Source organism: Citrobacter braakii (assembly GCF_009648935.1).
In the GTDB taxonomy this organism is placed as follows: Bacteria; Pseudomonadota; Gammaproteobacteria; order Enterobacterales; family Enterobacteriaceae; genus Citrobacter; species Citrobacter braakii.
The window spans coordinates 376798-400856 of sequence record NZ_CP045771.1 but is presented as its reverse complement, the minus strand read 5'-3'; the positions used below and the strand labels follow the sequence as shown (position 1 = coordinate 400856).

25 protein-coding genes are annotated in these 24059 nt (G+C 51.7%); 9 read left to right on the top strand and 16 right to left on the bottom strand.

The features are described 5' to 3' along the window. Window position 1: 1 nt before the first annotated feature. Window positions 2-1411 (bottom strand): PTS fructose transporter subunit IIC, encoded by a 1410-nt coding sequence (locus tag GFC06_RS01810; protein ID WP_016151481.1) that lies wholly within the window; start codon window positions 1409-1411, stop codon window positions 2-4. 180 nt (window positions 1412-1591) lie between these two features. Here GFC06_RS01810 and GFC06_RS01805 point away from each other — a divergent pair, with 180 nt between their 5' ends. Continuing rightward, complete coding sequence (locus tag GFC06_RS01805) at window positions 1592-2251, top strand: MurR/RpiR family transcriptional regulator (protein WP_032946888.1); 660 nt, start codon at window positions 1592-1594, stop codon at window positions 2249-2251. Window positions 2252-2255: 4 nt separating this feature from the next. Here GFC06_RS01805 and GFC06_RS01800 read toward each other — a convergent pair whose 3' ends face one another. The 4 genes from GFC06_RS01800 to treR form a co-directional block, all read right to left on the bottom strand. Next, window positions 2256-2999 carry an oligogalacturonate-specific porin KdgM family protein gene (locus GFC06_RS01800; protein ID WP_016151483.1) on the bottom strand — a complete coding sequence of 248 codons (744 nt, stop codon included), beginning with the start codon at window positions 2997-2999 and terminating at the stop codon, window positions 2256-2258. 161 nt (window positions 3000-3160) lie between these two features. Beyond that, window positions 3161-4813, bottom strand: a complete 1653-nt coding sequence (treC, locus tag GFC06_RS01795; RefSeq protein ID WP_141875835.1) for an alpha,alpha-phosphotrehalase — start codon at window positions 4811-4813, stop codon at window positions 3161-3163. 49 nt (window positions 4814-4862) lie between these two features. Next, entirely contained in the window at window positions 4863-6281 is a 1419-nt protein-coding gene (gene treB / locus GFC06_RS01790) for a PTS trehalose transporter subunit IIBC (protein ID WP_049283018.1), read from the bottom strand. A 157-nt stretch (window positions 6282-6438) separates the two neighbouring features. Beyond that, window positions 6439-7386: a trehalose operon repressor TreR gene (gene treR / locus GFC06_RS01785; RefSeq protein ID WP_016155565.1), complete on the bottom strand. Its 948-nt coding sequence runs from the start codon at window positions 7384-7386 to the stop codon at window positions 6439-6441. Window positions 7387-7577: 191 nt separating this feature from the next. On the opposite strand from treR, the gene mgtL reads away from it, so the two are divergent. The 5 genes from mgtL (at window position 7578) to GFC06_RS01765 (ending at window position 13726) form a co-directional block, all read left to right on the top strand. Continuing rightward, on the top strand, window positions 7578-7631 hold the full coding sequence (gene mgtL, locus GFC06_RS23525; RefSeq protein ID WP_223870169.1) for a mgtA regulatory leader peptide MgtL: 54 nt from the start codon (window positions 7578-7580) through the stop codon (window positions 7629-7631). Between the two features lie 144 nt (window positions 7632-7775). Continuing rightward, window positions 7776-10484 carry a magnesium-translocating P-type ATPase gene (mgtA, locus tag GFC06_RS01780; RefSeq protein WP_019078248.1) on the top strand — a complete coding sequence of 903 codons (2709 nt, stop codon included), beginning with the start codon at window positions 7776-7778 and terminating at the stop codon, window positions 10482-10484. Between the two features lie 375 nt (window positions 10485-10859). Further along, a complete protein-coding gene (locus GFC06_RS01775; protein WP_016151488.1) occupies window positions 10860-11837 on the top strand; it encodes a TRAP transporter substrate-binding protein in 978 nt (325 codons plus the stop codon). 62 nt (window positions 11838-11899) lie between these two features. Then, the gene (locus GFC06_RS01770; protein ID WP_047499903.1) at window positions 11900-12409 is read left to right on the top strand and encodes a TRAP transporter small permease; all 510 of its coding nucleotides are present in this window, start codon (window positions 11900-11902) and stop codon (window positions 12407-12409) included. 30 nt (window positions 12410-12439) lie between these two features. Further along, complete coding sequence (locus GFC06_RS01765) at window positions 12440-13726, top strand: TRAP transporter large permease (RefSeq protein WP_016151490.1); 1287 nt, start codon at window positions 12440-12442, stop codon at window positions 13724-13726. A gap of 91 nt (window positions 13727-13817) precedes the next feature. Here GFC06_RS01765 and ridA read toward each other — a convergent pair whose 3' ends face one another. The 4 genes from ridA to pyrL form a co-directional block, all read right to left on the bottom strand. Further along, window positions 13818-14204: a 2-iminobutanoate/2-iminopropanoate deaminase gene (ridA, locus tag GFC06_RS01760; protein WP_016151491.1), complete on the bottom strand. Its 387-nt coding sequence runs from the start codon at window positions 14202-14204 to the stop codon at window positions 13818-13820. A gap of 76 nt (window positions 14205-14280) precedes the next feature. Further along, window positions 14281-14742 carry an aspartate carbamoyltransferase regulatory subunit gene (pyrI, locus tag GFC06_RS01755; protein ID WP_153689788.1) on the bottom strand — a complete coding sequence of 154 codons (462 nt, stop codon included), beginning with the start codon at window positions 14740-14742 and terminating at the stop codon, window positions 14281-14283. A gap of 13 nt (window positions 14743-14755) precedes the next feature. Continuing rightward, entirely contained in the window at window positions 14756-15691 is a 936-nt protein-coding gene (gene pyrB / locus GFC06_RS01750; protein WP_016151493.1) for an aspartate carbamoyltransferase, read from the bottom strand. Between the two features lie 36 nt (window positions 15692-15727). Continuing rightward, window positions 15728-15829, bottom strand: coding sequence for a pyr operon leader peptide (pyrL, locus tag GFC06_RS01740; RefSeq protein ID WP_003025819.1), 102 nt, complete (start codon window positions 15827-15829; stop codon window positions 15728-15730). Here pyrL and GFC06_RS01735 point away from each other — a divergent pair. Further along, window positions 15809-15931, top strand: a complete 123-nt coding sequence (locus GFC06_RS01735; protein WP_085951096.1) for a hypothetical protein — start codon at window positions 15809-15811, stop codon at window positions 15929-15931. The genes pyrL and GFC06_RS01735 overlap by 21 nt on opposite strands. Here the strand turns inward: GFC06_RS01735 and GFC06_RS01730 are convergent. From GFC06_RS01730 to arcA, 5 genes are all read right to left on the bottom strand, one after another. Further along, window positions 15928-16407, bottom strand: a complete 480-nt coding sequence (locus GFC06_RS01730; protein WP_047499901.1) for an arginine repressor — start codon at window positions 16405-16407, stop codon at window positions 15928-15930. The genes GFC06_RS01735 and GFC06_RS01730 overlap by 4 nt on opposite strands. Before the next feature lie 144 nt (window positions 16408-16551). Next, window positions 16552-17955 (bottom strand): YfcC family protein, encoded by a 1404-nt coding sequence (locus tag GFC06_RS01725; protein ID WP_047414703.1) that lies wholly within the window; start codon window positions 17953-17955, stop codon window positions 16552-16554. Window positions 17956-18010: 55 nt separating this feature from the next. After that, window positions 18011-19015 carry an ornithine carbamoyltransferase gene (gene argF / locus GFC06_RS01720; protein WP_153689787.1) on the bottom strand — a complete coding sequence of 335 codons (1005 nt, stop codon included), beginning with the start codon at window positions 19013-19015 and terminating at the stop codon, window positions 18011-18013. 55 nt (window positions 19016-19070) lie between these two features. Beyond that, window positions 19071-20003 carry a carbamate kinase gene (gene arcC, locus GFC06_RS01715; protein ID WP_153689786.1) on the bottom strand — a complete coding sequence of 311 codons (933 nt, stop codon included), beginning with the start codon at window positions 20001-20003 and terminating at the stop codon, window positions 19071-19073. A 9-nt stretch (window positions 20004-20012) separates the two neighbouring features. Then, entirely contained in the window at window positions 20013-21233 is a 1221-nt protein-coding gene (gene arcA, locus GFC06_RS01710) for an arginine deiminase (RefSeq protein WP_153690719.1), read from the bottom strand. 673 nt (window positions 21234-21906) lie between these two features. Here arcA and GFC06_RS01705 point away from each other — a divergent pair. After that, window positions 21907-22359, top strand: a complete 453-nt coding sequence (locus tag GFC06_RS01705; RefSeq protein ID WP_016151499.1) for a YhcH/YjgK/YiaL family protein — start codon at window positions 21907-21909, stop codon at window positions 22357-22359. A 102-nt stretch (window positions 22360-22461) separates the two neighbouring features. On the opposite strand, the gene argF (GFC06_RS01700) is transcribed toward GFC06_RS01705, so the two are convergent. Further along, complete coding sequence (gene argF, locus GFC06_RS01700) at window positions 22462-23466, bottom strand: ornithine carbamoyltransferase (protein WP_153689785.1); 1005 nt, start codon at window positions 23464-23466, stop codon at window positions 22462-22464. Further along, window positions 23436-23531 carry a putative translational regulatory protein ArgL gene (argL, locus tag GFC06_RS23520; RefSeq protein WP_370916541.1) on the bottom strand — a complete coding sequence of 32 codons (96 nt, stop codon included), beginning with the start codon at window positions 23529-23531 and terminating at the stop codon, window positions 23436-23438. The genes argF (GFC06_RS01700) and argL overlap by 31 nt, the downstream gene beginning before the upstream one ends. Window positions 23532-23629: 98 nt before the next feature. On the opposite strand from argL, the gene rraB reads away from it, so the two are divergent. Further along, a complete protein-coding gene (gene rraB, locus GFC06_RS01695) occupies window positions 23630-24055 on the top strand; it encodes a ribonuclease E inhibitor RraB (RefSeq protein WP_016151501.1) in 426 nt (141 codons plus the stop codon). Window positions 24056-24059: the final 4 nt, after the last annotated feature.

Here is a 24059-nt window from a genome sequence, read left to right as displayed (position 1 = left end):
TTTACTTTCCTGAATTTGTTGCCAGTTTCGGGCTGAAGAAAAGCACGCCCAAAGCGCACACCAGAGAGCCTGCGAAAACGCTGATCAGATAACCCGTAACGTTGGTAGCTAGCGGCCATCCCCAAATAGCGGGCAGCGGTAAGGATTGTTTGACGCCTAACGTTGTAGCAATCAGTGCGCCAGACATCGCGCCGACCATAAAGACGGGAATCAGGCGTGGGTTTTTCAGAATAAAGGGGATCGCCCCTTCGGAAATGCCAATGAATCCCAGTAGTAGTGAGGTGCTACCGATGGTTTTTTCTTCACTATTGAACACATCAGGAAGACCGAAGCGGTTATTGAGCAATGCGGCAATGCCGACGCCGATTGAAGGGATGACGATAGCCAACTCTCTGGCCGTTAAATCGAAGGTCTCGCTCACGCCGTTAAGTCCCAGCGCCACCGATCCCGCCGCTTTGTTAATTGGTCCGCCGAGGTCGAAAGCGGTACCTGCTGCGATCATCAGAGAATAAAAATTGCGTCCGGAGTCCCCGGCAGAAGTAAAAAAAGTCACCATCGCCTGATTCAGTGCGCCAAAAATGGGGTTAATCAGATACTGCATCACAATAACCAGCGTGATACCGGTGCACAGTGGCACGATCAACATGGTTTTGATGGTAGTGATTTGCTGGCGTACTTTTATCGTATCGTTAAGCCATTGCACCAGGTGGCCGACAAAAAAGCCGATGGCGATTGCACCAAAAAATCCCGAAGGCATAAAACCTTCGAGATTAAAAAAGCGCTTGTAGACTTCGTCAGACATAATTCCGCCGATAAGGCCGGGTATCAGCGCAGGTTTCCCGGCAATCGAAAAGGCGAGATACATAGCGAATACTGGGTACATGAACTTGATAACCATAAAGCCCAGTTTATCCAGCACCTCAAACGGCGTACCGGCGATGGGGATAAATTGCCCGGTTATTTTAGCCACCGCCATGAGCAACCCGCCCAGAACGACGACAGGCAACATATAGCTGATTGCCGCCATAATATGGCCAATAAATATTTGCCATGCGGAACGACGCTCTTCCGATTCGTCAGTTATCTGGGTGGATCCTTTGCTTAAGGCTAGCGCCTGGCGAATATAGCGCTCGGTATTTTTAATCAGTTCCTGTGTACGAATTTTAAGATGCTGCGTGTTTTCGAATCGTTCAGCATCCTGGATGGGAACGTCCGTTGCCAGTATGACAGCGTCAGCGCTGGCGATATCTTGCCGGGAAAGCTTATTTTTGACTCCGTCGCTTCCTTGTGTTTCTACTTTAACGTTAAAGCCATTTTCTTTCGCCCATGTGACAATTTTGTTGGCCGCCATAAATGTATGGGCGATACCTGTAGGGCATGCCGTTACTGCAACAATTTTTAGTTTTGTCATTGTGAAATCTCTGAAAATAGGACTGCGAAAATTATAAAGAGAATTAAACAAACCAATAAACGTTTGGTGATACTTATTGCGTATGGACATACCTGTATCATGATAGTGTGATTCGTATTGCAGTGTCTGGCCTAGGATACGGGTATGATTATTCTATCTGTAGTTAAAGAGTGCTATTTCATGAATTCTTTTCAAGGTAGTGAAAGATTAATATTTGAATATATACAGTGTCATGCACATGAAATTTCTGGCATTTCCGCTAAAGTGATTGCTACCGAGACCTTCACTACGACGACGTCCGTGAATCGGGTGTGTAAGAAAATGGGGTATCAAAGCTATACGGAACTACGCTATAAATTTTCACGAGACCGACGCGTTGCCGAGCCGGTAAAATATAGTATTGGCAACGAAAAAGAAGAAGTAATTATACAATTGTGTAACCAGTTGAGTAATTCAAGTCATATATTTTTATATTCACGTGGTGCATCGCTGACCAGTTTGAATTACCTTTCTCGTTTTCTCTCACTGGCGAGTCTGCCCCATTTAATTCTCAATGATATTCATCAGCTTACTCGGGTCTCCCGAGGAACACTGGTGTTGATCAGTAAATCGGGAGAAACCGCTTCTTTAGTTGAAATGGCAAGAAATGCGTTGCGTAAAGGGCTAAAAATAATTGCGATTACCAGAAGAGAATCTTCGTTAGCGGCGCTGGCTACTTTGTGTTGGCCCCTCGACATTGATATCGATGCGATTTCCTTGTATCAACGGGAAGGCCAACTGGAGCTGCTGACCGTTGTTGACCGCATCGGTTGCTATTTGTTGCAACACGATGCGGCGTAAAACATCAGAGTTGCTTAACGATGCCCAGACGCACGGCATAATCATTTTCATGATTTCCGTTGTCATTGATATAGGTTTTATCAAGAGACACTAGCTCAACATACGGCGTCCAACCATCGTCCAGTTTATAATTGAATGCCACGGTATGTTCCCAGTACGTATCATCACCCGTTCCCTGGTCGACCCCGTCCTGCCAGCGGAAACGGGGATTATAAGACATACCAAACTTGCCAATATTATAAGCAAACCAGATATCGAATTGGTGAGATTCGCGGCGGGTATACCCGCTGCCGTCTAATTCTCTGTCACTGTGTGAGTCATTTACGGTGTTATAACGATAACGAGCGGAGAGATTAATCCCATTGTCAAAAGATTTCCATCCCTGAATAAAAGGGCGGTAATGTGTGTTGCTCGTGGTAAATACCGTAACTAAGCCTGGTGCAATAGCATAACCGTCACCTAAGTCAAAACGCCAGCGTGTTTCTATTTCTTGAGCAGCTTCAGTAACACCTTTATCATCGGGGTCGTTACGATCGGTATCGCCAAAAAATGTGTCATTGTGATTTTGTGCAGCTTCAACAGAAAAATAAAAACCATTATCAGCTTGGTGCATGACCTTAATTCTTGAATCATTAACGTCAGAGTTAGTGTTATGACCAAAACGTAAATCAACAGCAGTATTCCCACACCATCCCTGGCTGCTAATCAGTAATGCTGAAAGAGTACATGTCCTAATAAGTTTTTTCATAATATCCTGCCGGGTTATATAATAAGAGGCAGGTGTATTTTTGTTTTATTCTCCAGCGCTTGTAAATTTTATCATGGTACATTTCAGGTATCGCTATACGTCACACCTGGATTGCATAATAAAAGATACGGATAAAGATGCTTATCCGTATCTTTGCGGCGTTACTTTTGCAACCACCAGACGGCTTCAAAAGGACGCAGCGTCATGTCTGTGGGTTGGCTGGCGACCTCGGCATAGTTGTGCATCAGCACCTGCCAGTTGCCGTCGGTCTGGGTCGGCTGCCAGCTCTGGAAGGTATCGCTCAGATTAGCAATGACCAGCAACCGCTGTCCTTGCCATTCACGTTGATAGCACCACAGATGCGGGCTGTCCGGTAGCAGATCCTGATAGTCGCCCCAGGTAATAACCGGCTCTGCTTTACGCAATGCGATCAGCTTCTGATAGGTATAGAACACCGAGTCGGTATCGCGCAGCGCTGCCGCCACGTTGATATTCGCTGCGTTGTCGCACAGATTGATCCACGGCTCACCCTGGGTGAAGCCCGCGTGTTTGCTGGCATCCCACTGCATCGGCGTGCGGCTGTTATCGCGCGATTTACTGGCGAGGATCGCCAGCAGCTCTTGCGCATCGCGCCCCTGGCCGTTCAGGGTGGCAAACATGTTATGGCTTTCCACATCGCGGTAATCGGTAATCTGGCGGAAGTGCGGATTGGTCATGCCGATCTCTTCACCCTGGTAGATGTAGGGCGTGCCCTGCATACCGTGCAGCACCATCGCCAGCATTTTTGCGGCCGGAACGCGGTATTTACCTTCATCGCCAAAACGCGACACGATGCGTGGCTGGTCGTGGTTACACCAGAACAGCGCGTTCCAGGCCTGATTGTGCATGCCTTGTTGCCAGTGGCGGAACAGGGTTTTGAGCGCCACATAGTCGGGTTTGGCTAACGTCCACTTCTCACCGTTGGGGTAATCCACTTTCAGGTGGTGGAAGTTGAAGGTCATCGACAGTTCGCTGCCATCGAGTGCGGCGTACTGCTGGCAGTTTTCCAGCGTGGTGGAGGACATTTCGCCGACCGTCATCAGGCCGCAGGGCGTGAAGACGTCGCGGTTCATTTCACGTAAAAACGCATGCGCGCGCGGGCCGTCGGTATAAAAACGCCGCCCATCGCCGTCGGGATCGCTCGGGAAGTCCTGATTTTTAGAGATAAGATTCACCACGTCGAGACGCAGCCCGTCCACGCCGCGATCGGCCCAGAACTCGCACACTTTTTTTAGCTCGGCGCGGACCGCCGGGTTCTCCCAGTTCAGGTCTGCCTGCTCCGGAGCAAAGAGGTGCAGATAGTACTGCTCGCTTTCGGCGTGCCAGCCCCAGGCGCTGCCGCCAAATTTGGAGCGCCAGTTATTCGGGAGACTGTCTGGCGTGCCGTCGCGCCAGAGGTAAAACTGACGATACGGGCTGTCTTTATCCAGCGCCTCACGAAACCAGGGGTGCTGGGTTGAAGTGTGGTTAAACACCATATCGAGAATAATACGGATGCCGCGCGCTTTCGCCTGCGCCACCAGTTCGTCAAAGTCTGCAAGCGTTCCGTAGGCCGGATCGACAGACATGTAATCCGCGACGTCGTAGCCGTTATCAACCTGCGGCGAAATATAGAACGGCGTTAGCCAGATGGCATCAACCCCCAGCGTTTGCAGATAGCCGAGACGCTGCGTCACGCCGCGTAAATCGCCGGTGCCGTTGCCGGTGGTGTCCTGAAAACTCTTGGGGTAAACCTGATAGATGACGCCGTTTTGCCACCAGTGGGGAATATTCATGGTTGTTTCCTGGAAATACGATGGGGCGCAACTGCGCCCCGAAGAAAAGTTAGACAATTTGTAGTGTGCCCATACGGTGTTTACGCTGATAAACGAATGAGGTCAGTACCATGGGGATAACAATCGCAATGACCATTGCCATGCCAAATACCTGCCAGTAAGTCGGCTGGATGGAGAGGATGCCCGGCAAACCGCCGACGCCAATTCCGTTCGCCAACACACCGTTCAGGCCGCACAGCAGTCCGGCGAGACCGGAACCGATCATCGCGCACAGCATCGGGAAGCGGTATTTCAGGTTGATCCCGTACATGGCCGGTTCAGTGACCCCGAGATAGGCGGAGATCGCGGCAGGAACGGAGATCTCACGTTCATTGTGTTTGCGACTGGAGATGATGATCCCGACTACCGCAGAAGCCTGAGCGATATTCGACAGTGCGATCAGCGGCCATACCGGCGTACCGCCCATGCTCTGAATCATCTGCATGTCGATAGCCAGCGTGGTCTGATGCACGCCGGTTATCACCAGCGGGGCATACAGGAAGCCGAACAGCGCCGCGCCAATCGGGGCAAAGCTGCCGGTCAGCAGGTGACGGACCGCAAACGCGACACCGTCGCCGATCATGCGGCCAAACGGACCAATAAAGGCGTGCGCGAGGAATACCGCGAGGATCAACGAGCACACCGGGACGATCACCAGATACAGATAATCCGGGACGATGCGTTTCATGCGTGTTTCAATAAACCCGAGCGCCAGACCGGCCAGCAGTGCCGGAATAACCTGCGCCTGATAGCCCACTTTTTCAATGCTGAACAGGCCGAAGTTCCACACTTCCGGTACCTGTTGACCGAGTAGATAGGCGTTCATTAGCTGCGGTGAAACCAGGGTCACGCCCAGCACAATACCGAGGATCGGCGTACCGCCCATTTTCTTCACTGCTGACCAGCAGATCCCGACCGGCAGATAGAAGAAGATCGCTTCGCCAATTAGCCACAGGAAGTCGTAAAGGGTTTTCAGCGAAGGGTACATCTGCGCCAGCGTCTGCCCGTTGCTCATGGGCAGATCGCCAATCACATTACGGAACCCCAAGATCAAGCCGCCGCTAATCAGCGCTGGCAGCAGCGGGAAGAAGATCTCCGCAAAATGAGAAATCAGCTGTTCGTGCCATTTCATATTCTGCCGCGCGGCTTTTTTCGCCTGCTCTTTGTCGGCGCTGGCCTGACCGGTTGTCGCCAGCAGCGCTTTGTAGTAATCGCCCACTTCGGTACCAATCACCACCTGAAACTGCCCGGCGTTGGTGAAGCAGCCTTTGACCATCGGCAACTGTTCGATCTCTTTTGGCCTGGCATTCGCAGGCTGATTCAGCACAAAACGCAGGCGAGTAATGCAGTGACTTACCGTGGCGATATTGTCGCGCCCGCCTACCAGCTCAATCAGCCGGTCGATGTCTGCTTGTTTTATTTTGCTCATGATGATGTGTGTTCCCCGTAGGCCGGATAAGACGTTTTAGCATCGCCATCTGGCAACTCTCTCGTTGCTGTGGCCAGAGTATATCGTCGATGATTTTTTAAAAATGGGAACGTTCCCGAAACGCAGCGAAGATCACAAATTAACGCTCAGAAAGCGATCAGGAGAGGGTGGAAGGAATAACGATTTGTCGTAGTTCGCTACGGCCGTTGATCTGCTCGATCAGCTGCGAGGCCGCTTGTCGTCCGGCTTCGGCATATCCTGGATCGACGGTGATAATTTCCGGATGGAGGAATTTCATCAGCGGCGTACTGCCCACGCTCGCCAGCTGTAGATTCTCAATTCGCTGCTCTTGCAGATATTTGCTGACACCAAGGGCGAGGGTGTCAGTCGCGCAGACTAAGGCAGTGGTTTCCGGGGTGATGACGTTGGCGGCCTGCTCATAACCCTGCTTCATGGCAAGACCCGGTAGCGCGGCTACAGGATGCAGTTTGTGTTTCTTACAGAACGCCAGGTAGGCTTCATGGCGGCGCTTACCGGTGGTCACGTCGCTATGGGGAACGCCAAGAAAGCTGATATGGCGATGCTCGCGATCGTATAAACGCTGCATCAGGGTGCGAATGGCGCCTTCATCGTCATAGCAGACGGAGGCAAAGCCTTTGGCATCTCTTGCCAGCAGCACCAGCGAATCCTGCCAGGAGGCGAGCATGGATTCACTTATGCCGGTAAAACCAAACAGCACCACGCCGTCAATATTGCGGCGTCTGAGCATGCCGAGATGCTCTTCAACCAGCTCGGGCGAGAACTGGCTTTCCATCATGATCGGGTCGTAACCCTGCTCATAAAAGGCGGGCAGCATGGTTTGCACGGCGAGATTTTCCGAAAGCGAGTCCAGACGCGTGACGATGATCGCCACCACCTTGTCACTTTGTCCGCGCATGGCGCGTGCGGAGCGGGAAGGGGAAAAACCGTGCTGATTCATCACCGCTTCAACGCGTTCGCGGGTGCGTTCGCTCACGCCGCTTTCATTGTTAAGCACACGGGAAACGGTTGATTTTCCCACACCGCTTAAGCGGGCGATGTCTTTAATTGTCAGCCGGTTTTGCATCCTGTTTTCCCGTGTTGCGTGTGAAGTTATGCCAAATAGAGAATAACTTTACTCAAGCGCAGCGCAATGGGCAAAGTCTGGTATACGTTTGGTTTAGTTTCCATGGTTTATCATACTGCCATAATTGCCACAAACCTTATGGTTTTCTGCGTATAATCCGCAGCGCAAATCATTCACTTACCGGAGGCTATATGGATCCCGATCCCACCCCTCTCCCGAGATGGAGAAACTCCCCTTTCCGGTAAGCCTGTCTTTCACTGTCTTACCGGAGCAGTAAGACAGTGACGTTCTGACGTCCCTGTTGTGATTTTAATATTGCCATCAGGTAAGGCTTTGCCACGCCTGAAGGATTTACTGCGCCTGTTGAGACTGGCGCAGAGGGACTGCCTATGTTCAAAAATATTACTCGCCAGCTATTTGCCCGGCTAAACCGCCATTTACCACACCGTCTGGTGCATCGCGATCCGTTGCCTAATGCCCAGACCGTTGCCAGCACGCCGATCCCGCCATCGCTGAGCGAACATTGTCTGAAAATGGCGCTGATGGACGAAGCCGCGCTGTGGAAAACGTTTGGCGCGCACCCGGAAGGATTAAACGCCGCAGAAGTGGAAAACGCTCGCGAATTACATGGTGAGAACCAACTGCCAGCGCAGAAGCCGTCGCCGTGGTGGGTGCATCTGTGGGTCTGCTACCGTAACCCGTTTAATATTTTGTTGACCATCCTCGGTGCGATTTCCTATGCCACCGAAGATCTGTTTGCCGCTGGCGTCATTGCTCTGATGGTCGTCATTTCTACGCTGCTGAATTTTGTGCAGGAGGCGCGTTCCACCAAAGCGGCAGATGCGCTGAAAGCGATGGTCAGTAACACCGCTACGGTGCTGCGCGTTATCAACGAGAAAGGAGAGAACGGCTGGGTTGAACTGCCGATCGACCAGTTAGTTCCCGGCGATATCATTAAGCTGGCGGCAGGGGATATGATCCCGGCCGATCTGCGTGTGGTGCAGGCTCGTGACCTGTTCGTGGCCCAGGCTTCGCTGACCGGTGAATCGCTGCCGGTGGAGAAAGTCGCAACCAGCCGCGACCCACAGCAAAGCAACCCGCTCGAATGCGATACCCTGTGCTTTATGGGCACCAACGTGGTGAGCGGCACGGCGCAGGCCATCGTGATTGCGACCGGAGCCAATACCTGGTTCGGGCAACTGGCGGGCCGCGTCAGCGAGCAGGAAAGCGAGCAGAATGCTTTTCAGAAAGGGATCAGTCGCGTCAGCATGCTGCTGATCCGTTTTATGCTGGTGATGGCGCCGATTGTGCTCATCATCAACGGCTATACCAAAGGCGACTGGTGGGAAGCGGCGCTGTTTGCCCTGTCTGTCGCGGTGGGGCTGACCCCGGAAATGCTGCCGATGATCGTCACCTCGACGCTGGCGCGTGGGGCGGTGAAGCTGTCAAAACAAAAGGTCATCGTCAAACACCTCGACGCTATTCAGAACTTTGGCGCGATGGATATCCTGTGTACTGATAAAACGGGTACCCTGACACAAGACAAAATTGTACTTGAGAATCATACAGATATATCTGGTAAGCCCAGCGAGCACGTCCTGCATTCTGCGTGGCTGAACAGCCATTACCAGACCGGGTTGAAGAATCTGCTGGATACGGCAGTGCTGGAAGGCGTGGACGAAGAATCAGCCCGCCAGCTCTCTACCCGCTGGCAGAAAATTGATGAGATCCCGTTTGACTTCGAACGCCGCCGCATGTCGGTGGTGGTCGCTGAAGAAACCGATGTGCATCAACTGGTGTGCAAAGGCGCGCTGCAGGAGATCCTCAGCGTCTGCACCCAGGTGCGCTACAGCGGTGAGGTTGTCCCGTTAGATGACAACATGCTGCGTCGGGTGAAGCGCGTCACGGATACGCTGAATCGCCAGGGGCTGCGCGTGGTGGCGGTAGCGACGAAATACCTGCCAGCGCGTGAGGGCGATTACCAGCGTATTGATGAATCAGATCTGATCCTCGAAGGCTATATTGCGTTCCTCGATCCGCCGAAAGAGACCACCGCGCCAGCGCTCAAAGCGCTGAAAGCCAGCGGTATTACGGTGAAAATCCTGACTGGCGATAGCGAGCTGGTGGCGGCGAAAGTGTGTCACGAAGTGGGGCTGGATGCGGGCGATGTGGTTATCGGTAGCAACATTGAAGGGTTAAGCGACGATGAGCTGGCAACGCTGGCCCAGCGCACCACGCTGTTTGCTCGTCTGACACCGATGCACAAAGAGCGCATTGTCACGCTGCTCAAGCGCGAAGGTCATGTGGTTGGCTTTATGGGGGATGGCATTAACGATGCCCCGGCGCTGCGCGCGGCGGACATTGGTATCTCCGTTGACGGCGCGGTTGATATTGCGCGTGAAGCGGCTGATATCATCCTGCTGGAAAAGAGCCTGATGGTGCTGGAAGAAGGGGTGATCGAAGGACGCCGTACTTTTTCTAACATGCTGAAGTATATCAAAATGACGGCCAGTTCTAACTTCGGTAACGTGTTTAGCGTGCTGGTGGCGAGCGCCTTCTTACCGTTCCTGCCGATGTTGCCGCTGCACTTACTGATTCAGAACCTGCTGTACGATGTATCCCAGGTGGCGATTCCGTTTGATAATGTCGACGAAGAGCAGATCAAAAAGCCGCAGCGCTGGAATCCCAGCGAGTTGGGGCGCTTTATGATCTTCTTTGGACCGATCAGCTCGATCTTCGACATTCTGACATTTTGCCTGATGTGGTTCGTCTTCCATGCGAATACGCCAGAACATCAGACGTTGTTCCAGTCTGGCTGGTTCGTGGTAGGCCTGTTGTCGCAAACGCTGATTGTGCATATGATCCGTACCCGCCGCGTGCCGTTCATCCAAAGCCGCGCCGCATGGCCGCTGATGCTGATGACGCTGGTGGTCATGGTGGTAGGCATTGCATTACCGTTCTCGCCGCTGGCCAACTATCTGCAATTGCAGGCGCTGCCGCTGAGCTACTTCCCGTGGCTGATTGCGATTCTGGCGGGCTACATGACATTAACCCAGCTCGTGAAAGGTTTTTATAGCCGCCGCTACGGCTGGCAGTAATCCTCAACTTCTTTGCAGGAGGGTGTTAATACTCTCCTGCATTTCTCTTTTTCATTCGAAAGATATTCTCCCGAAATATTGGTGTTTTATTTTTATTGAAATGCTAACGCGGGTAATTAGTATCAAATTGCCTTCTTTGCGTTGTTTTTTTATCAATAAAACGATCTGCGTTGCAAAAATGAAACAGCGTGCTAAAAATTATAAGCATCTGCGATTTTTTGTGAACGCAGTCATCGAAATAAATTGTTACACCAGTTAGTCTGCGCAGGTAACGTCGTTAAGAAAGTTTCTCGCTGCCCGTTTTTAATTCCGGCAGTCATTTGCTCTGCAAGCTATTCCTGTTAATGGATATTATGAACTTCTGGAGAAGGACAAATGAAACTGACAAAAAACCTGTTAAGTCTGTGTATTGGCGCGTCTGTATTACTGGCGAGTCATGCAACGCTGGCACAAACCTTTCGCGCCGCAGATGTGCATCCGGCTGATTACCCGAACGTTGTTGCAGTGAAACATATGGGGGAGAAACTTAGCGCCGCGACCGAAGGTCGTCTGGAGATCAAAACATTTCCAGGTGGTGTGTTAGGCGATGAAAAACAGATGATTGAACAGGCGCAATTAGGCGCCATTGATATTATTCGCGTCTCAATGACGCCAGTTGCCGCAATTCTCCCTGAAATAAACGTGTTTACCCTGCCATATATTTTCCGCGATGAGGACCATATGCATAAGGTTCTCGACGGCATGATTGGTCAGGAGATTGGCGACCGTCTGACAGCCAATACCAAATCACGACTGGTGTTCCTTGGCTGGATGGATGCGGGAACGCGCAACCTGATCACCAAGAATCCGGTAGTGAAACCGGAAGATTTGCACGGCATGAAAATCCGCGTTCAGGCCAGTCCGATAGCGCTGGATACCCTAAAAGCGATGGGCGCTAACTCCATTGTGATGGGCGTCAGTGAAGTATTTAGCGGCATGCAGACCGGCGTTATTGATGGTACGGAAAATAACCCGCCAACGTTTGTTGCGCATAACTATTTGCCGGTCGTGAAAAACTATACCTGGAGTAAACACTTTATTATTCCTGAGCTTTTTCTGTTCTCGAAAGCCAAATGGGATAAGTTAAAAAAAGAAGACCAAGAACTCATTATTAAACTGGCTAAAGAAGCCCAGGTAGAGCAACGTAAACTTTGGCAGGATTATAATGCGAAATCGCTGGAGACCATGAAAGCCAACGGTGTTCAGTTCCACGATATTGATACGGACTATTTCTATAAAGCCACGCAGTCAGTACGGGATAATTACGGTAAAGACCACCAGGATTTGATCAAACGTATTCAGGATGTGAAGTAATTCATCGGGTGGAGGATATCAATCCTCCGCCTGAGTCTTTTGATTAATTCGAGGTGATGATTATGGGTGAATGCTATTCATCGGTAATGGATTTTCTTTATCGAGTGTCAATGTGGATTGCCGGTATCGCATTATTGGTTATGGTCGCCATTATCCCTATTGGCATATTCGCGCGTTATGTCCTGAATAACGCGCTGTCATGGCCTGAGCCAGTCGCCATTCTTTGTATGGTGACATTCACCTTTATTGGCGCGGCGGTGAGCTATCGCGCAGGTTCGCATATCGCGGTAAGCATGGTGACTGACCGTCTGGGGGAATCTTCCCGCCGTTACTGCTCGGTAGTCGCAGACGTTATGTTAATGGCGATAAGCCTGTTCATTCTGTGGTACGGCTCCATGCTATGCCTCGAACTGTGGGAACAGCCCGTGGCGGAATTCCCAATTTTAAGCGCCGGGCAAAACTATCTCCCGTTGCCGATTGGCTCTGCTATTACGCTGCTGTTTATCGTTGAGAAGATCTGCCGTGGCTCGCAGTACCAACGTCCTGTTGTCATGCTGGGATCGACCAGCTAGTTACCGCCCCCATTTCAGAAAGGAAAGCAGATGGATGCATTTATTCTCGTCTTTACGCTCGGCATTATGCTGGCGATTGGGGTACCGGTAGCGTACGCGGTTGGCATTAGCGCCATCATTGGGGCCTGGTACATTGATATTCCGCTGGAAGCGGTGATGATCCAACTGACCAGTGGGGTGAACAAGTTTTCGCTACTGGCGATCCCGTTCTTTATTTTGGCCGGGGCTATTATGGCCGAAGGGGGCATTGCGCGGCGGCTGGTAAACTTTGCCTATATTTTCGTTGGCTTTATTCGCGGCGGTCTGTCGCTGGTCAACATTGTGGCATCGACCTTTTTTGGCGCAATTTCTGGATCGTCGGTGGCCGATACCGCGTCTATCGGTTCGGTAATGATCCCGGAGATGGATAAAAAAGGTTATCCGCGCGACTTTGCTGCAGCGGTCACTGCCAGCGGCTCGGTGCAGGCGATCCTCACGCCGCCGAGCCATAACTCGGTTATCTACTCGCTGGCAACGGGCGGGACGGTGTCGATTGCCGCGCTGTTCATCGCCGGGATCCTACCGGGCCTGCTGTTAAGCTTCAGTCTGATGGTGATGTGCGTCGCTTTTGCGCACAAACGCGGTTATCCAAAAGGGGAGCGCGTACCGTTTCGCCAGGCGCTGAAGATATTCGTCGATACGCTGTGGGGCTTAATGACCGTTGTGATCATCATGGGCGGTATCTTGTCAGGTATCTTTACCGCGACGGAATCTGCGGCGATTGCCTGTCTGTGGGCCTTCTTTGTCACCATGTTTATCTATCGTGACTATAAATGGTCTGAACTGCCGAAGCTGATGTTCCGTACGGTGAAAACGGTCACTATCGTCATGATCCTGATAGGTTTTGCCGCCGCGTTCGGTGCCGTCATGACCTATATGCAGTTGCCGATGCGTATCACCGAAGCTTTCACCAGCATCTCGGACAACAAATACGTCATCCTGATGTGCATTAACATCATGCTGTTGCTGATCGGTACGCTGATGGATATGGCGCCGCTGATCCTGATTTTGACGCCGGTTTTGCTACCGGTGACCAACGCGCTCGGCATTGATCCGGTCCATTTTGGGATGATCATGCTGGTGAATTTAGGGATCGGCCTGATAACGCCGCCGGTAGGGTCGGTGCTGTTTGTGGCCAGTGCGGTGAGTAAGCAGAAAATTGAGCAGGTGGTGAAGGCGATGCTGCCGTTCTACTTCGTGCTGTTCCTGGTGCTGATGATCGTCACGTACATTCCGGCGATTTCGCTGTTCCTGCCGAGACTGTTTGGTGTGATGTGATAAATGCCCGGTGGCGCTCGCGCTTACCGGGCCTGCAAACTATGCTTGCGTAGGCCGGATAAGGCGAAGCCGCCATCCGGCACAAAAAGACTTAGCGACGAACGGCGATCGCTTCAATCTCGATTTTCACGTCTTTCGGCAGACGGGCAACTTCCACGCAAGAACGCGCCGGGAAAGTGGCGTTGTGCTCGGTGAAGAACGCTTCGTAGGTCGCGTTTACGGTTGCGAAATCGTTCAGGTCTTTAACGAAGACGGTAGTTTTTACGATGTCGCCCACTTTCAGGCCTGCTGCTTCAACGATAGCTTGTACGTTTTCCAGCGACTGACGCGCCTGAGCGGACACGTCTTCCGATACGGCACCGGTTTTCGGATCGACCGGGATCTGACCGGAAGTGATTACCATGCTACCCAGGTCAACGCCCTGAACGTATGGGCCGATTGCTGCTGGTGCATTTTCCGTCGCGATAGTCTTGCTCATGATTTCTCCTGAATTACAGCGGTAATAGAATGTTCCCGGCCATTATAGGGAGCCGGGAAATCATTACCAACACCAATTAGTTGGCCAGCACCACATAATGCGAAAACTCTTTTTCACAGTATTTGCATTTGAGTACGATGTCGTCAGCGCGCTTTTTCACTGAAAAACTGGACGATACTGGTTCAGCATGGCTGATGCAGTTGCTGTTCGGGCAAACCAGCACGTTATCGATACGTTCAGGCAGGCTCGGACGTGATTTACCCACCACGTCATAATCGTCAATGCGGTTTACCGTTGCCTGCGGAGCGTACAGGGAGAGCTGGTTTACCTGCTCGTCGGTCAGGAACGTATTTTCGATTTTAATCAGGTCTTTACGGCCCATTTCGCCAGACGGCAGGTTCAGGCCGATGGTGATACGCTGGTCGGTTTCAGTCAGTTTGAACAACGTCAGCAGCTTAAAACCAACCTGTGCGGGAATATGGTCAATTACGGTGCCACGTTTGATGGCTTCAACCTGCAGTTTGTTATCGTGTGTCATCTCTTTTTCTCCCTTACAGTGCCAGTTCGCTATTCAGTACCAGTGCCAGTAACGCCTGGCGGGCGAAGATGCCGTTGCCAGCCTGCTGGAAATACCAGGCGTGCGGCGTCTTGTCGACGTCGGTGGTGATTTCATCGATGCGCGGCAGCGGATGCAGCACCTTCATGTTCGCTCTGGCACCGTTCAGATCGCTGGCACGCAGAACAAACTGTGCTTTCACATTGGCGTATTCGGACGGGTCCAGACGCTCTTTTTGTACGCGGGTCATGTAGAGGATATCGACCTCCGCCATTACCTCTTCGATAGTGCCATGCAGGCTCCAGGCGATACCTTTTTCATTCAGCATATCCAGAATGTATTGCGGCATGGCCAGCGCGTCTGGGGCGATGAAGTAGAAGCGGTTACCTTCGAACTTTGCCAGCGCCTGGGTCAGGGAGTGGACGGTGCGGCCATATTTCAGGTCACCCACCATGGCGATTTGCAGATTGTCCAGGCGGCCCTGCGTTTCCTGAATGGTAAACAGATCCAGCAGCGTTTGGGTGGGATGCTGGTTGGAACCGTCGCCGGCGTTCAGTACCGGCACGTTACCGGAGAACTCGGTTGCCAGACGCGCAGCGCCTTCCTGCGGATGGCGCATCACGATGGCGTCGACATAGGTGCTGATGACGGAAATGGTGTCGGCCAGAGTTTCGCCTTTTTTGCCAAGCGACGTGTTGCTGCTGTCAGAGAAACCCACCACGCTGGCGCCCAGACGGTGCATGGAGGTTTCAAAAGATAAACGGGTGCGGGTTGACGCTTCAAAGAAGCAGCTGGCGATGACCTTATGTTTTAACAGCTCGGGCTGCGGGTTAGCTTTTAATTTCGCCGCCGTCGCGAGGACCAGATTGAGGTCATCGCGGCTGAGGTCGTTTATGGAAATGATGTGTTTTTGATAGAGCGGGTTAGCCATGTTTATCTCCTGACGCCTGGGCAAAAAAAAAGCCCCTCAATTGAGGGGCTCGGAATGGGTGATCAACGGAAAGAAAAACGGCAGGCCAGCGTCCTTTTTCAGACGCGGTAAGACAAAATGTCGTACACACTGAACCATACATCCTCCCGGCAAATTGTCCGCGATTATACTCAGCTCCGTTATGGGATCAAGCGAAAAATGCACTATTTATTCATCGCAAACGGTTCTTATGAATTTTAATTCATTTTGAATAGATAATTAATCTGCTTATGGATCAGGCCCGTTCGCTGCACCACCCGCGGCGCGACCCAGACAATACTGCTACCGGCAATGACGCCGAGAATTTCTGGCAACGCGTGATAATCGAGGATTCTGGCTACGGCGCGACCATAGCCTGCTGCCGTGTGGATGAGGATAAACTCGCTATTGTGTTCCACGCTGACCACCATTTCAGCAATCGATCGGGCAGCATCAGGCGCGGGTCGTGATTGCGGATTTACAGAATAAATTTTTTGCCCTTTTGTATTTCTTATTTTTATAGCACCGAGCAGTTTCAGCAGACGAGATACCGTTGACTGGCTAATCCCGGTGAAACCATGGTGTTGTAGATCGCGGCGAAGCGCTTCCTGAGACAGGTAGCTTTTTTCGCTAATCAGGCGCTGACAAATCGCCAACTGTTTCTGCTCTTTGGTCGAGTAATCATCGAATTCCTTCATAAATACACCCTAAATTTATCATTTGTATCAATGCGATGGCGAAATTCACCACATTTGCAGTATCAATAACGGCTCAAACGGGCGGTTGTGCAGAAAAACGAGAGCGCGCTCAAAAAAGCCGTCGGGATTCGACGGCCAACAGGACTACAGCATCGCGCCGATACTCAGAACAACCATGTTCAGCACCGTCAGAATTAGCAGCAGTGGTGCAACCCATTTCAGGTAGCGCACATAAGGAACACGAGCGATGGCCAACCCACCCATTACAACCGCTGAGGTGGGGGTAATCAGATTCACAATGCCGGAAGCGGATTGATACGCGGTGACGACCAGATCCCTTTGCACATGGGCGAAGTCAGCCAGCGGGGCCATAATGGGCATCGTGAGTACCGCCAGGCCAGACGAGGAAGGGACCAGGAAGGAGAGCAAGACTTCCAGCCAGTAAGTCACATTGATGAAAATGGTGGTGGACAGACCGGAGACTAAATTTTCGGCGCTGTGCAAAATGGTGTGGGTGATCATGCCGTTGTCCATCACCACGACGATACCGCGCGCAATGCCGATAATCAGCGCCACGCCGAGCAGATCCCGTGCCCCGTCAATGAAGGTACTGGTGAATGCTTCTTCACTCATGCGGGCAATCACGCCGACGATAATCGCAGATGCCAGAAAAACCCCAGATATTTCCGCCATCCACCAGCCGAGCACCGCGACGCCATAAATCATCACTGCAAAGGCGGCGGCGAATATCAGCAGGATCCACTTACGCGTAGCCGTGAATTCAAGATTGGTATTGGCGCGACTACCGAGAAAATGGGCACGGTTTTCCTCCATTTTATCGGCCACGATGGAAAGCTCAGGATGGCTGCGAACTTTCCGTGCATAGCGCATGACCCATATCACACAGATTACATAGCCGACGACCAGCAGCAGAATGCGCATCAGCATTCCCTGGGTGAAGGGGATCCCGGCGGCGTTAGCGGCGATAACCGTTGCGAAAGGGTTGATTGTTGAACCGAGGGTGCCGATGCCTGCGCCAAGCAAAACGGTTGCAGCAGCAACCAGTGGATCAAAGCGCGCAGCCATCATGACCGGAACCAATAAGGTGTAGAAAGGGAGTGATTCTTCCGCCATGCCGTAAATCGTGCCTCCGGCGGCGAAAAGTCCCATCAGGATGGGGATCATCCACTCTTCTTTGCCGTTCAGCCTGACCGTCACGCGTTCGATTCCTGCGTCGATGGCGCCCGTTTTGTTTACCACGCCGAGAAACCCGCCAATAATCAGGACAAACAACGCCACATCAATCGCGCCTGCGGTGTAGGTTTCGTGGTTATAAAGCCCGTCAATCGGAGCCAGCAGTACAGCCGTTAAACCTTGTGGATGCGCCTCTGTTGGGGCATAGGTACCGGCAACCGGCACTTCTTTGCCCAGGGTGGCATTCATCGCCATCTGGTATTTCCCGGCAGGGACAATCCAGGTCATAACGGCGACGAGCGCAATGAGAATAAACAGGATGGTATACGCGCTGGGAAATTTGAATTTGCCCATGATGTTCTCCGGATAGCTTGGGCATATGCCGCCATGCGACACATGCCCGCTGGGGTTAGTCGCCGAGTGTCGCTACCATGACCGCTTTGATGGTATGCATCCGGTTTTCTGCTTCGTCGAAGACGATGGAATGCGCTGACTCAAATACCTCCTCCGTGACTTCAAGCCCTTTCAGGCCGTAAGCCGCTTCGATTTCACGGCCCACTTTGGTGTGCTCGTTATGGAAGGCAGGCAGGCAGTGCATGAATTTCACATTGGGATTGCCGGTCGCATCGATGACCTGCTGGTTAATTTGATAAGGCGTCATCAGGCTGACGCGTTCTGCCCACGCCTCTTTGGGTTCTCCCATCGAAACCCAGACATCGGTGTAGAGAAAGTCCACGTCGTAAACGCCTTCCTCAACATCCTCTGTGAGCGTAATGCGCGCGCCCGTCACGCTGGCGATTTCACGGCATTCGGCAACCAGCGCCTCGTCCGGCCAGAAGGATTTCGGTGCGACCAGACGAATATCCATCCCCATTTTCGCCGCGCCGACCATCAGGGAATTGCCCATGTTATTGCGGGCGTCACCGAGGTAAGCGAAGCTCAGTTCGGGTAAGGTTTTACCCGGGGCGTGTTCCAGCATGGTCATCAGATCCGCGAGGATCTGCGTAGGGTGGAATTCATTCGTCAGCCCGTTCCAGACCGGCACACCAGCGAACTGCCCCAGTTCTTCCACGATCTTCTGGCCGTAGCCGCGGTATTCAATACCGTCATACATGCGACCTAACACGCGGGCGGTATCTTTCATCGACTCTTTATGACCAATCTGCGAGCCGCTTGGGCCAAGGTAGGTCACCTGTGCGCCCTGATCGAAAGCGCCGACTTCAAAGGCGCAGCGGGTGCGAGTTGACGTTTTTTCGAAGATTAGCGCGATATTTTTACCGACCAGCGTTTGCCTTTCGCGTCCGGCTTTTTTCGCCGTTTTTAACTCGATAGCCAGATCGATCAGGTACTGGATTTCCGTTGGGGTGTAGTCCAGCAATTTGAGAAAATTGCGATTTTTCAGGTTAACAGTCATGAAAATATCCTTATGTAGGCTGGATAAGGCTTCGCTTTACCCAGCAAAAAAAGCCTTAAGCGTTAACATCAGTGGCTTCGCGCCGAATTAGCGTGCCTTTGTCACCGGCGAGAATGGCCGAACCGTCAGCCAACGAGCCGATGCCAGCAATCCCGTGACAGTGAGAGACAAATTCCGCGCAAGCGGTGACTTTGGGGCCCATTGAACCGGCGTCGAATTGCATTTCGCCGAGCCGTTCCGGCGTAACCTTGGCCAGCGGGCGCTGGGTAGGTTTGCCCCAGTCGAGATACACCGCATCGGCATCGGTCAGGATCAGCAGCGCATCGGCGTGGATTTGTTTGGCGAGCAGGGCGGCGGAGAGATCTTTGTCGATCACCGCTTCAATACCGTGGTAGCCATCGGCTTTTTCCACTACCGGTACGCCGCCACCGCCGTTGCAGATAACCAGATGATCGCGGGCGATCAGTGTGCGAATGGCGTCACTTTCCACGATTCGTTTGGGTTGTGGAGAGGGCACAACACGGCGGAATGCTTTACCATCGGCTTTGAAAACCCAGCCTTTTTCCGCCTGTAACGCGTGGGCCTGGGGTTCGTCATAAATCGGCCCGATATATTTGGTGGGATTGCTGAAGGCCGGATCGTGGGCATCGACTTCAACCTGAGTCAGCAGGACACTAATTTCACGCTGTGGGAGCTGGTTTTTCAGGGCCTGTTGCAGCATATAGCCAATCATTCCCTGACTTTCTGCGCCGAGAATATCGAGCGGATAGGGGGTGACGTTGGCATACGCACTGTTTTGTAACGCCAAAAGTCCAACCTGCGGGCCATTGCCGTGTACCAGAATTACGCGCCACTGCTGCGTGAGTTGAGCGAGAGTTCTTGCCGCCAGCTCAATATTCTTGCGTTGGATGTCGGCTTCCAGCGGTTCGCCGCGTTTGAGTAGCGCATTGCCGCCCAGCGCCACAACCAGGGTAGGTTTGTTTTCCATAACGTCTCCTTAAATACCGTCGCGTTCCAGCGGGCAACTCATGCAGCGCGCACCGCCGCGCCCACGTCCCAGTTCGTCGCCAGGAATGGGTAAAACAGTGATGCCTGCTTTGTCGTATTTTTCGTTGGTCCAGATGTTGCGTTCGTAGCCCACCACAACCCCGGGGCGCAGCGTCAGAACATTGTTCGCGTCATTCCACTGTTCGCGTTCAGCTTCGAAGGCGTCGCCACCGGTGGTGATCAGATTGATCTGGTCGAGGCCAAGTGCTTTTTCGAGGGCATGTACCAGCGTACTTTCCTGGGTGCGTTTCAGGCCGCCACGCCCGTCTGGTGTCAGGGTCCAGCACTGGACATCCGGGCGCACCACTTCCGGGTAGACGGAGAAGGTATTGATATCGATGTGGGTCATGACGGTATCGAGGTGCATACAGGAGCGATGTTTCGGTAGTTCGACTGCGATGACGCGTTCTGCCTGGCGATGCTTAAATAGCGACTGGGCAAGGAACTCAATGCCCTGCGGCGTGGTACGTTCCGACATACCGATGAGAACTGCGCCGCGACCAATGACCAGCACATCTCCACCTTCTAATGTGGCGTGGTCGTAATTAATATTTTCATCGCCGAAATATTTAATAAAATCACCATCGGCAAATTGTGGATGCCAACGGTAAATCGCCCGCAAGTTATTAGTTTCTCGTTGACGTGCAGTTTTTGCCATCGGATTAATGGATACGCCGTTATATATCCAGCATGAGGTGTCGCGGGTAAATAAGTGGTTTGGTAATGGCTTCATAATAAAGTCATTAATATCGTGAGTATCGACCACCATATTTTTGATTGAGGCAGGAATTTCTCCGTATGTCAGCCCACCGCTTAAATGTCGGGCGAGCTCCCGGTGCTGCATATCTGCAAGCCAGGCGCGAATATCCGTGGCGAAAGCGGGGCCAAGGCGATAATCAGAAATTTGTGTATCCAGTAGCCAGCTTTTGGCATCGGGGATATCCAGAGTTTGTGCCAATAAATCAGTGAGTAACAGAACCTCAATTCCCTGTTGACGTAACGTGTTGGCGAAAATGTCATGCTCTTCTCCTGCACGTTCTACCGAAAGAACATCATCAAAAAGCAGTTCCTGGCAATTTGACGGCGTCAGCCTTTTTAGGCTGAGGTTAGGGCGATGTAGCATTACGCTACGTAATTGACCGATTTCAGACCCGACATAATGCTTTTCCATCATTATTCCTTTAATACGATTTTAAAAAATAAAGAGGAGGTGCCTGCAAATAATGTTTATTGCAGTCATGGTTTTTCAGCTGATTTCAGAATCTATATTTAGATCTTATCTGATAGAGAAACGTGATTCATTTCACAGTCAGGTCGATGTTTGGCATTTGTTGTTTAATTTATGAGATGGCTCTGAGAATTTAAAAAATAAAAATATGAATAATTGAATTACTACGCAGGAATATGTCTTGTTATTTAACCGTGTTAATTTTATGTACATATCTAAATATTTAATAAATTAAATAGTACATTGATTTTTATATGTTTTTCTATATTTAATGAATTTTTATGCGAATCTATTATTTTATTATTTGTGCTGTAAGGTTTATTTCAAAATAAATATGACGATGAAGAAAGATAACGAAGGAGACGTAAACTGTGATCGATAGCTGGTTTTTCTAACAAAGCTTTCTATAACAGTGAGTTAGTGACTGAGTTGAAAAGTATGAGACGAAAGTTATGCAGAGTTTATGCATAACCTGTTGCTGGCTATTAGCAATTATTTAACATCATCAGCGATAAACATGCGTTGACGCAAAATATCGGCAAATAGCAGTGGTATGGCAGACCTTTTTTTCGTATAACAACTAAAATGAAACGATGTTTTAATTAAGGGGTTTGAAATGATTGTCGGCAATATTCACAACCTGGATGCCTGGCTGCCGGAAGAGCTGCGTCAGGCGATTGAGCACATTAAAGCGCACGTGACGGATGCGACGGAAAAGGGTAAACACGACATCGACGGCGAACGTCTGTTCTATCTGATTGCTGAAGATATGACGGAGCCGTTTGCGCAGCGCCGCGCCGAATATCACGCTCGCTATCTGGATATTCAGATCCTGCTCAAAGGTCAGGAAGGCATGACTTTCAGCACGCAGCCTGCGGGCGCACCGGAAACTGACTGGCTGGCGGATAAAGATATCGCCTTCCTGCCGGAAGGCGAACAGGAGAAAACGGTGGTGCTGAATGAAGGTGACTTCGTCGTCTTTTATCCGGGTGAAGTGCATAAACCGCTGTGCGCGGTCGGCGCTCCGGCGCTGGTACGCAAAGCCGTGGTGAAAATGCGGGTAGCATAAACCGGTTTGCCGGGTGCGACTTATCCGGCCTACGGAAGCATGATGGTAGGCCGGATAGGGTGCGTCAGCATCGCCATCCGGCAATTCAATCGCGCAACGCTATTATTTGGAAAGCGTCGCGACCATCACCGCTTTGATGGTGTGCATTCGGTTTTCCGCCTGATCAAATACGATACTGGCGGGTGACTCAAACACCTCGTCGGTCACTTCCATGCCGCCGTGCAGACCATATTCCTGCGCCATTTGTTTGCCAAGCGTGGTTTGATCGTCATGGAACGCGGGCAGGCAGTGCAGGAATTTCACCTGCGGATTGCCGGTCAACGCCATCATCGCGCTATTAACCTGGTACTTACGCAGTTGCGCAATACGTTCGGCCCATTTCTCTTTCGCTTCGCCCATCGATACCCAGACGTCGGTATAGATGAAGTCCGCGCCTTTCACGCCCGTGGCGACATCTTCGGTTAGCGTTATATTGCCGCCGTTTTTCTCTGCCAGCGCTTTACACTCCGCAACGAGGCTTTCCTCCGGCCAGCAGGCCTGGGGCGCGACCAGGCGCAGATCCAGTCCGGTTAACGCAGCGGCTTCCAGCATGGAATTGCCCATATTGTTGCGGGCATCGCCGGTGTAGACCAGCACCATCTCATTAAACGCTTTACCCGGCAGGTGTTCCTGCATCGTGAGTAAATCCGCCAGCAGTTGGGTAGGGTGAAATTCGTTGGTTAATCCGTTCCAGACCGGAACTCCGGCATATTCCGCCAGTGTCTCGACAATTTCCTGACCGTGGCCCCGATACTGAATACCGTCGTACATACGACCGAGTACGCGGGCGGTGTCTTTGATCGACTCTTTATGACCAATCTGGCTGCCGCTCGGCCCGAGATACGTCACGCGTGCGCCCTGATCGTATGCGGCAACTTCGAAAGAGCAACGGGTGCGGGTTGAGTCTTTTTCGAAGATGAGCGCGATGTTTTTACCGGTGAGTTTAGCGACCTCGGTACCGTTTTTCTTATCCGTCTTGAGCTGCGCGGCGAGCTGGAGCAGTGACGTGAGTTCAGCAGAGGTGAAATCAAGCAGTTTCAAAAAATGTTTCTGATAAAACGCAGACATAGTTCCCTCACATGGCTTAGGCCATTTATTGAATTAAAATTCAATTTATATGGATGTTTATTCATTTGCAACCTTGTTTAACAAATCTTTCCTGGAAAGGTGGAGGCAATGACAGCGGTATGTGACAATAAGAGTATCGGCAGGACATTATGAGGAATGAGCCATGGCAAACCCGGAACTACTGGAAGAACAGCGTGAAGAAACGCGCTTGATTATTGAAGAGTTACTCGAAGATGGCAGCGATCCAGACGCGCTGTACACCATCGAGCATCACCTTTCCGCGGACGACTTTGAAACCCTGGAAAAAGCGGCAGTAGAAGCCTTCAAGCTGGGTTATGAAGTGACCGAGCCGGAAGAGCTGGAAGTGGAAGAGGGCGACACGGTTATTTGCTGTGACATCCTGAGCGAATGTGCTCTGAATGCCGAGTTGATCGACGCTCAGGTTGAGCAACTGATGAACCTGGCTGAAAAATTTGATGTGGAATACGACGGTTGGGGCACCTATTTTGAAGACCCGAACGGCGAAGAAGGTGAAGACGGCGACGATGAAGACCTCGTCGACGAAGATGATGACGGCGTGCGTCACTAAGTCA

What these genes read in the sequence shown, in the direction of transcription:
- GFC06_RS01725 (WP_047414703.1), bottom strand. Translation starts at nt 17,955, where the DNA reads ATGGGCAAATTCAAATTTCCCAGCGCGTATACCATCCTGTTTATTCTC.
- rraB (WP_016151501.1), top strand. Translation starts at nt 23,630, where the DNA reads ATGGCAAACCCGGAACTACTGGAAGAACAGCGTGAAGAAACGCGCTTG.
- GFC06_RS01730 (WP_047499901.1), bottom strand. Translation starts at nt 16,407, where the DNA reads ATGAAGGAATTCGATGATTACTCGACCAAAGAGCAGAAACAGTTGGCG.
- treC (WP_141875835.1), bottom strand. Translation starts at nt 4,813, where the DNA reads ATGAATATTCCCCACTGGTGGCAAAACGGCGTCATCTATCAGGTTTAC.
- pyrL (WP_003025819.1), bottom strand. Translation starts at nt 15,829, where the DNA reads ATGGTTCAGTGTGTACGACATTTTGTCTTACCGCGTCTGAAAAAGGAC.
- GFC06_RS01770 (WP_047499903.1), top strand. Translation starts at nt 11,900, where the DNA reads ATGGGTGAATGCTATTCATCGGTAATGGATTTTCTTTATCGAGTGTCA.
- pyrI (WP_153689788.1), bottom strand. Translation starts at nt 14,742, where the DNA reads ATGACACACGATAACAAACTGCAGGTTGAAGCCATCAAACGTGGCACC.
- pyrB (WP_016151493.1), bottom strand. Translation starts at nt 15,691, where the DNA reads ATGGCTAACCCGCTCTATCAAAAACACATCATTTCCATAAACGACCTC.
- arcA (WP_153690719.1), bottom strand. Translation starts at nt 21,233, where the DNA reads ATGGAAAAGCATTATGTCGGGTCTGAAATCGGTCAATTACGTAGCGTA.
- argL (WP_370916541.1), bottom strand. Translation starts at nt 23,531, where the DNA reads ATGAATAAACATCCATATAAATTGAATTTTAATTCAATAAATGGCCTA.
- treR (WP_016155565.1), bottom strand. Translation starts at nt 7,386, where the DNA reads ATGCAAAACCGGCTGACAATTAAAGACATCGCCCGCTTAAGCGGTGTG.
- GFC06_RS01810 (WP_016151481.1), bottom strand. Translation starts at nt 1,411, where the DNA reads ATGACAAAACTAAAAATTGTTGCAGTAACGGCATGCCCTACAGGTATC.
- GFC06_RS01765 (WP_016151490.1), top strand. Translation starts at nt 12,440, where the DNA reads ATGGATGCATTTATTCTCGTCTTTACGCTCGGCATTATGCTGGCGATT.
- GFC06_RS01705 (WP_016151499.1), top strand. Translation starts at nt 21,907, where the DNA reads ATGATTGTCGGCAATATTCACAACCTGGATGCCTGGCTGCCGGAAGAG.
- argF (WP_153689787.1), bottom strand. Translation starts at nt 19,015, where the DNA reads ATGACTGTTAACCTGAAAAATCGCAATTTTCTCAAATTGCTGGACTAC.
- argF (WP_153689785.1), bottom strand. Translation starts at nt 23,466, where the DNA reads ATGTCTGCGTTTTATCAGAAACATTTTTTGAAACTGCTTGATTTCACC.
- GFC06_RS01735 (WP_085951096.1), top strand. Translation starts at nt 15,809, where the DNA reads ATGTCGTACACACTGAACCATACATCCTCCCGGCAAATTGTCCGCGAT.
- treB (WP_049283018.1), bottom strand. Translation starts at nt 6,281, where the DNA reads ATGAGCAAAATAAAACAAGCAGACATCGACCGGCTGATTGAGCTGGTA.
- GFC06_RS01775 (WP_016151488.1), top strand. Translation starts at nt 10,860, where the DNA reads ATGAAACTGACAAAAAACCTGTTAAGTCTGTGTATTGGCGCGTCTGTA.
- mgtA (WP_019078248.1), top strand. Translation starts at nt 7,776, where the DNA reads ATGTTCAAAAATATTACTCGCCAGCTATTTGCCCGGCTAAACCGCCAT.
- ridA (WP_016151491.1), bottom strand. Translation starts at nt 14,204, where the DNA reads ATGAGCAAGACTATCGCGACGGAAAATGCACCAGCAGCAATCGGCCCA.
- GFC06_RS01800 (WP_016151483.1), bottom strand. Translation starts at nt 2,999, where the DNA reads ATGAAAAAACTTATTAGGACATGTACTCTTTCAGCATTACTGATTAGC.
- GFC06_RS01805 (WP_032946888.1), top strand. Translation starts at nt 1,592, where the DNA reads ATGAATTCTTTTCAAGGTAGTGAAAGATTAATATTTGAATATATACAG.
- arcC (WP_153689786.1), bottom strand. Translation starts at nt 20,003, where the DNA reads ATGGAAAACAAACCTACCCTGGTTGTGGCGCTGGGCGGCAATGCGCTA.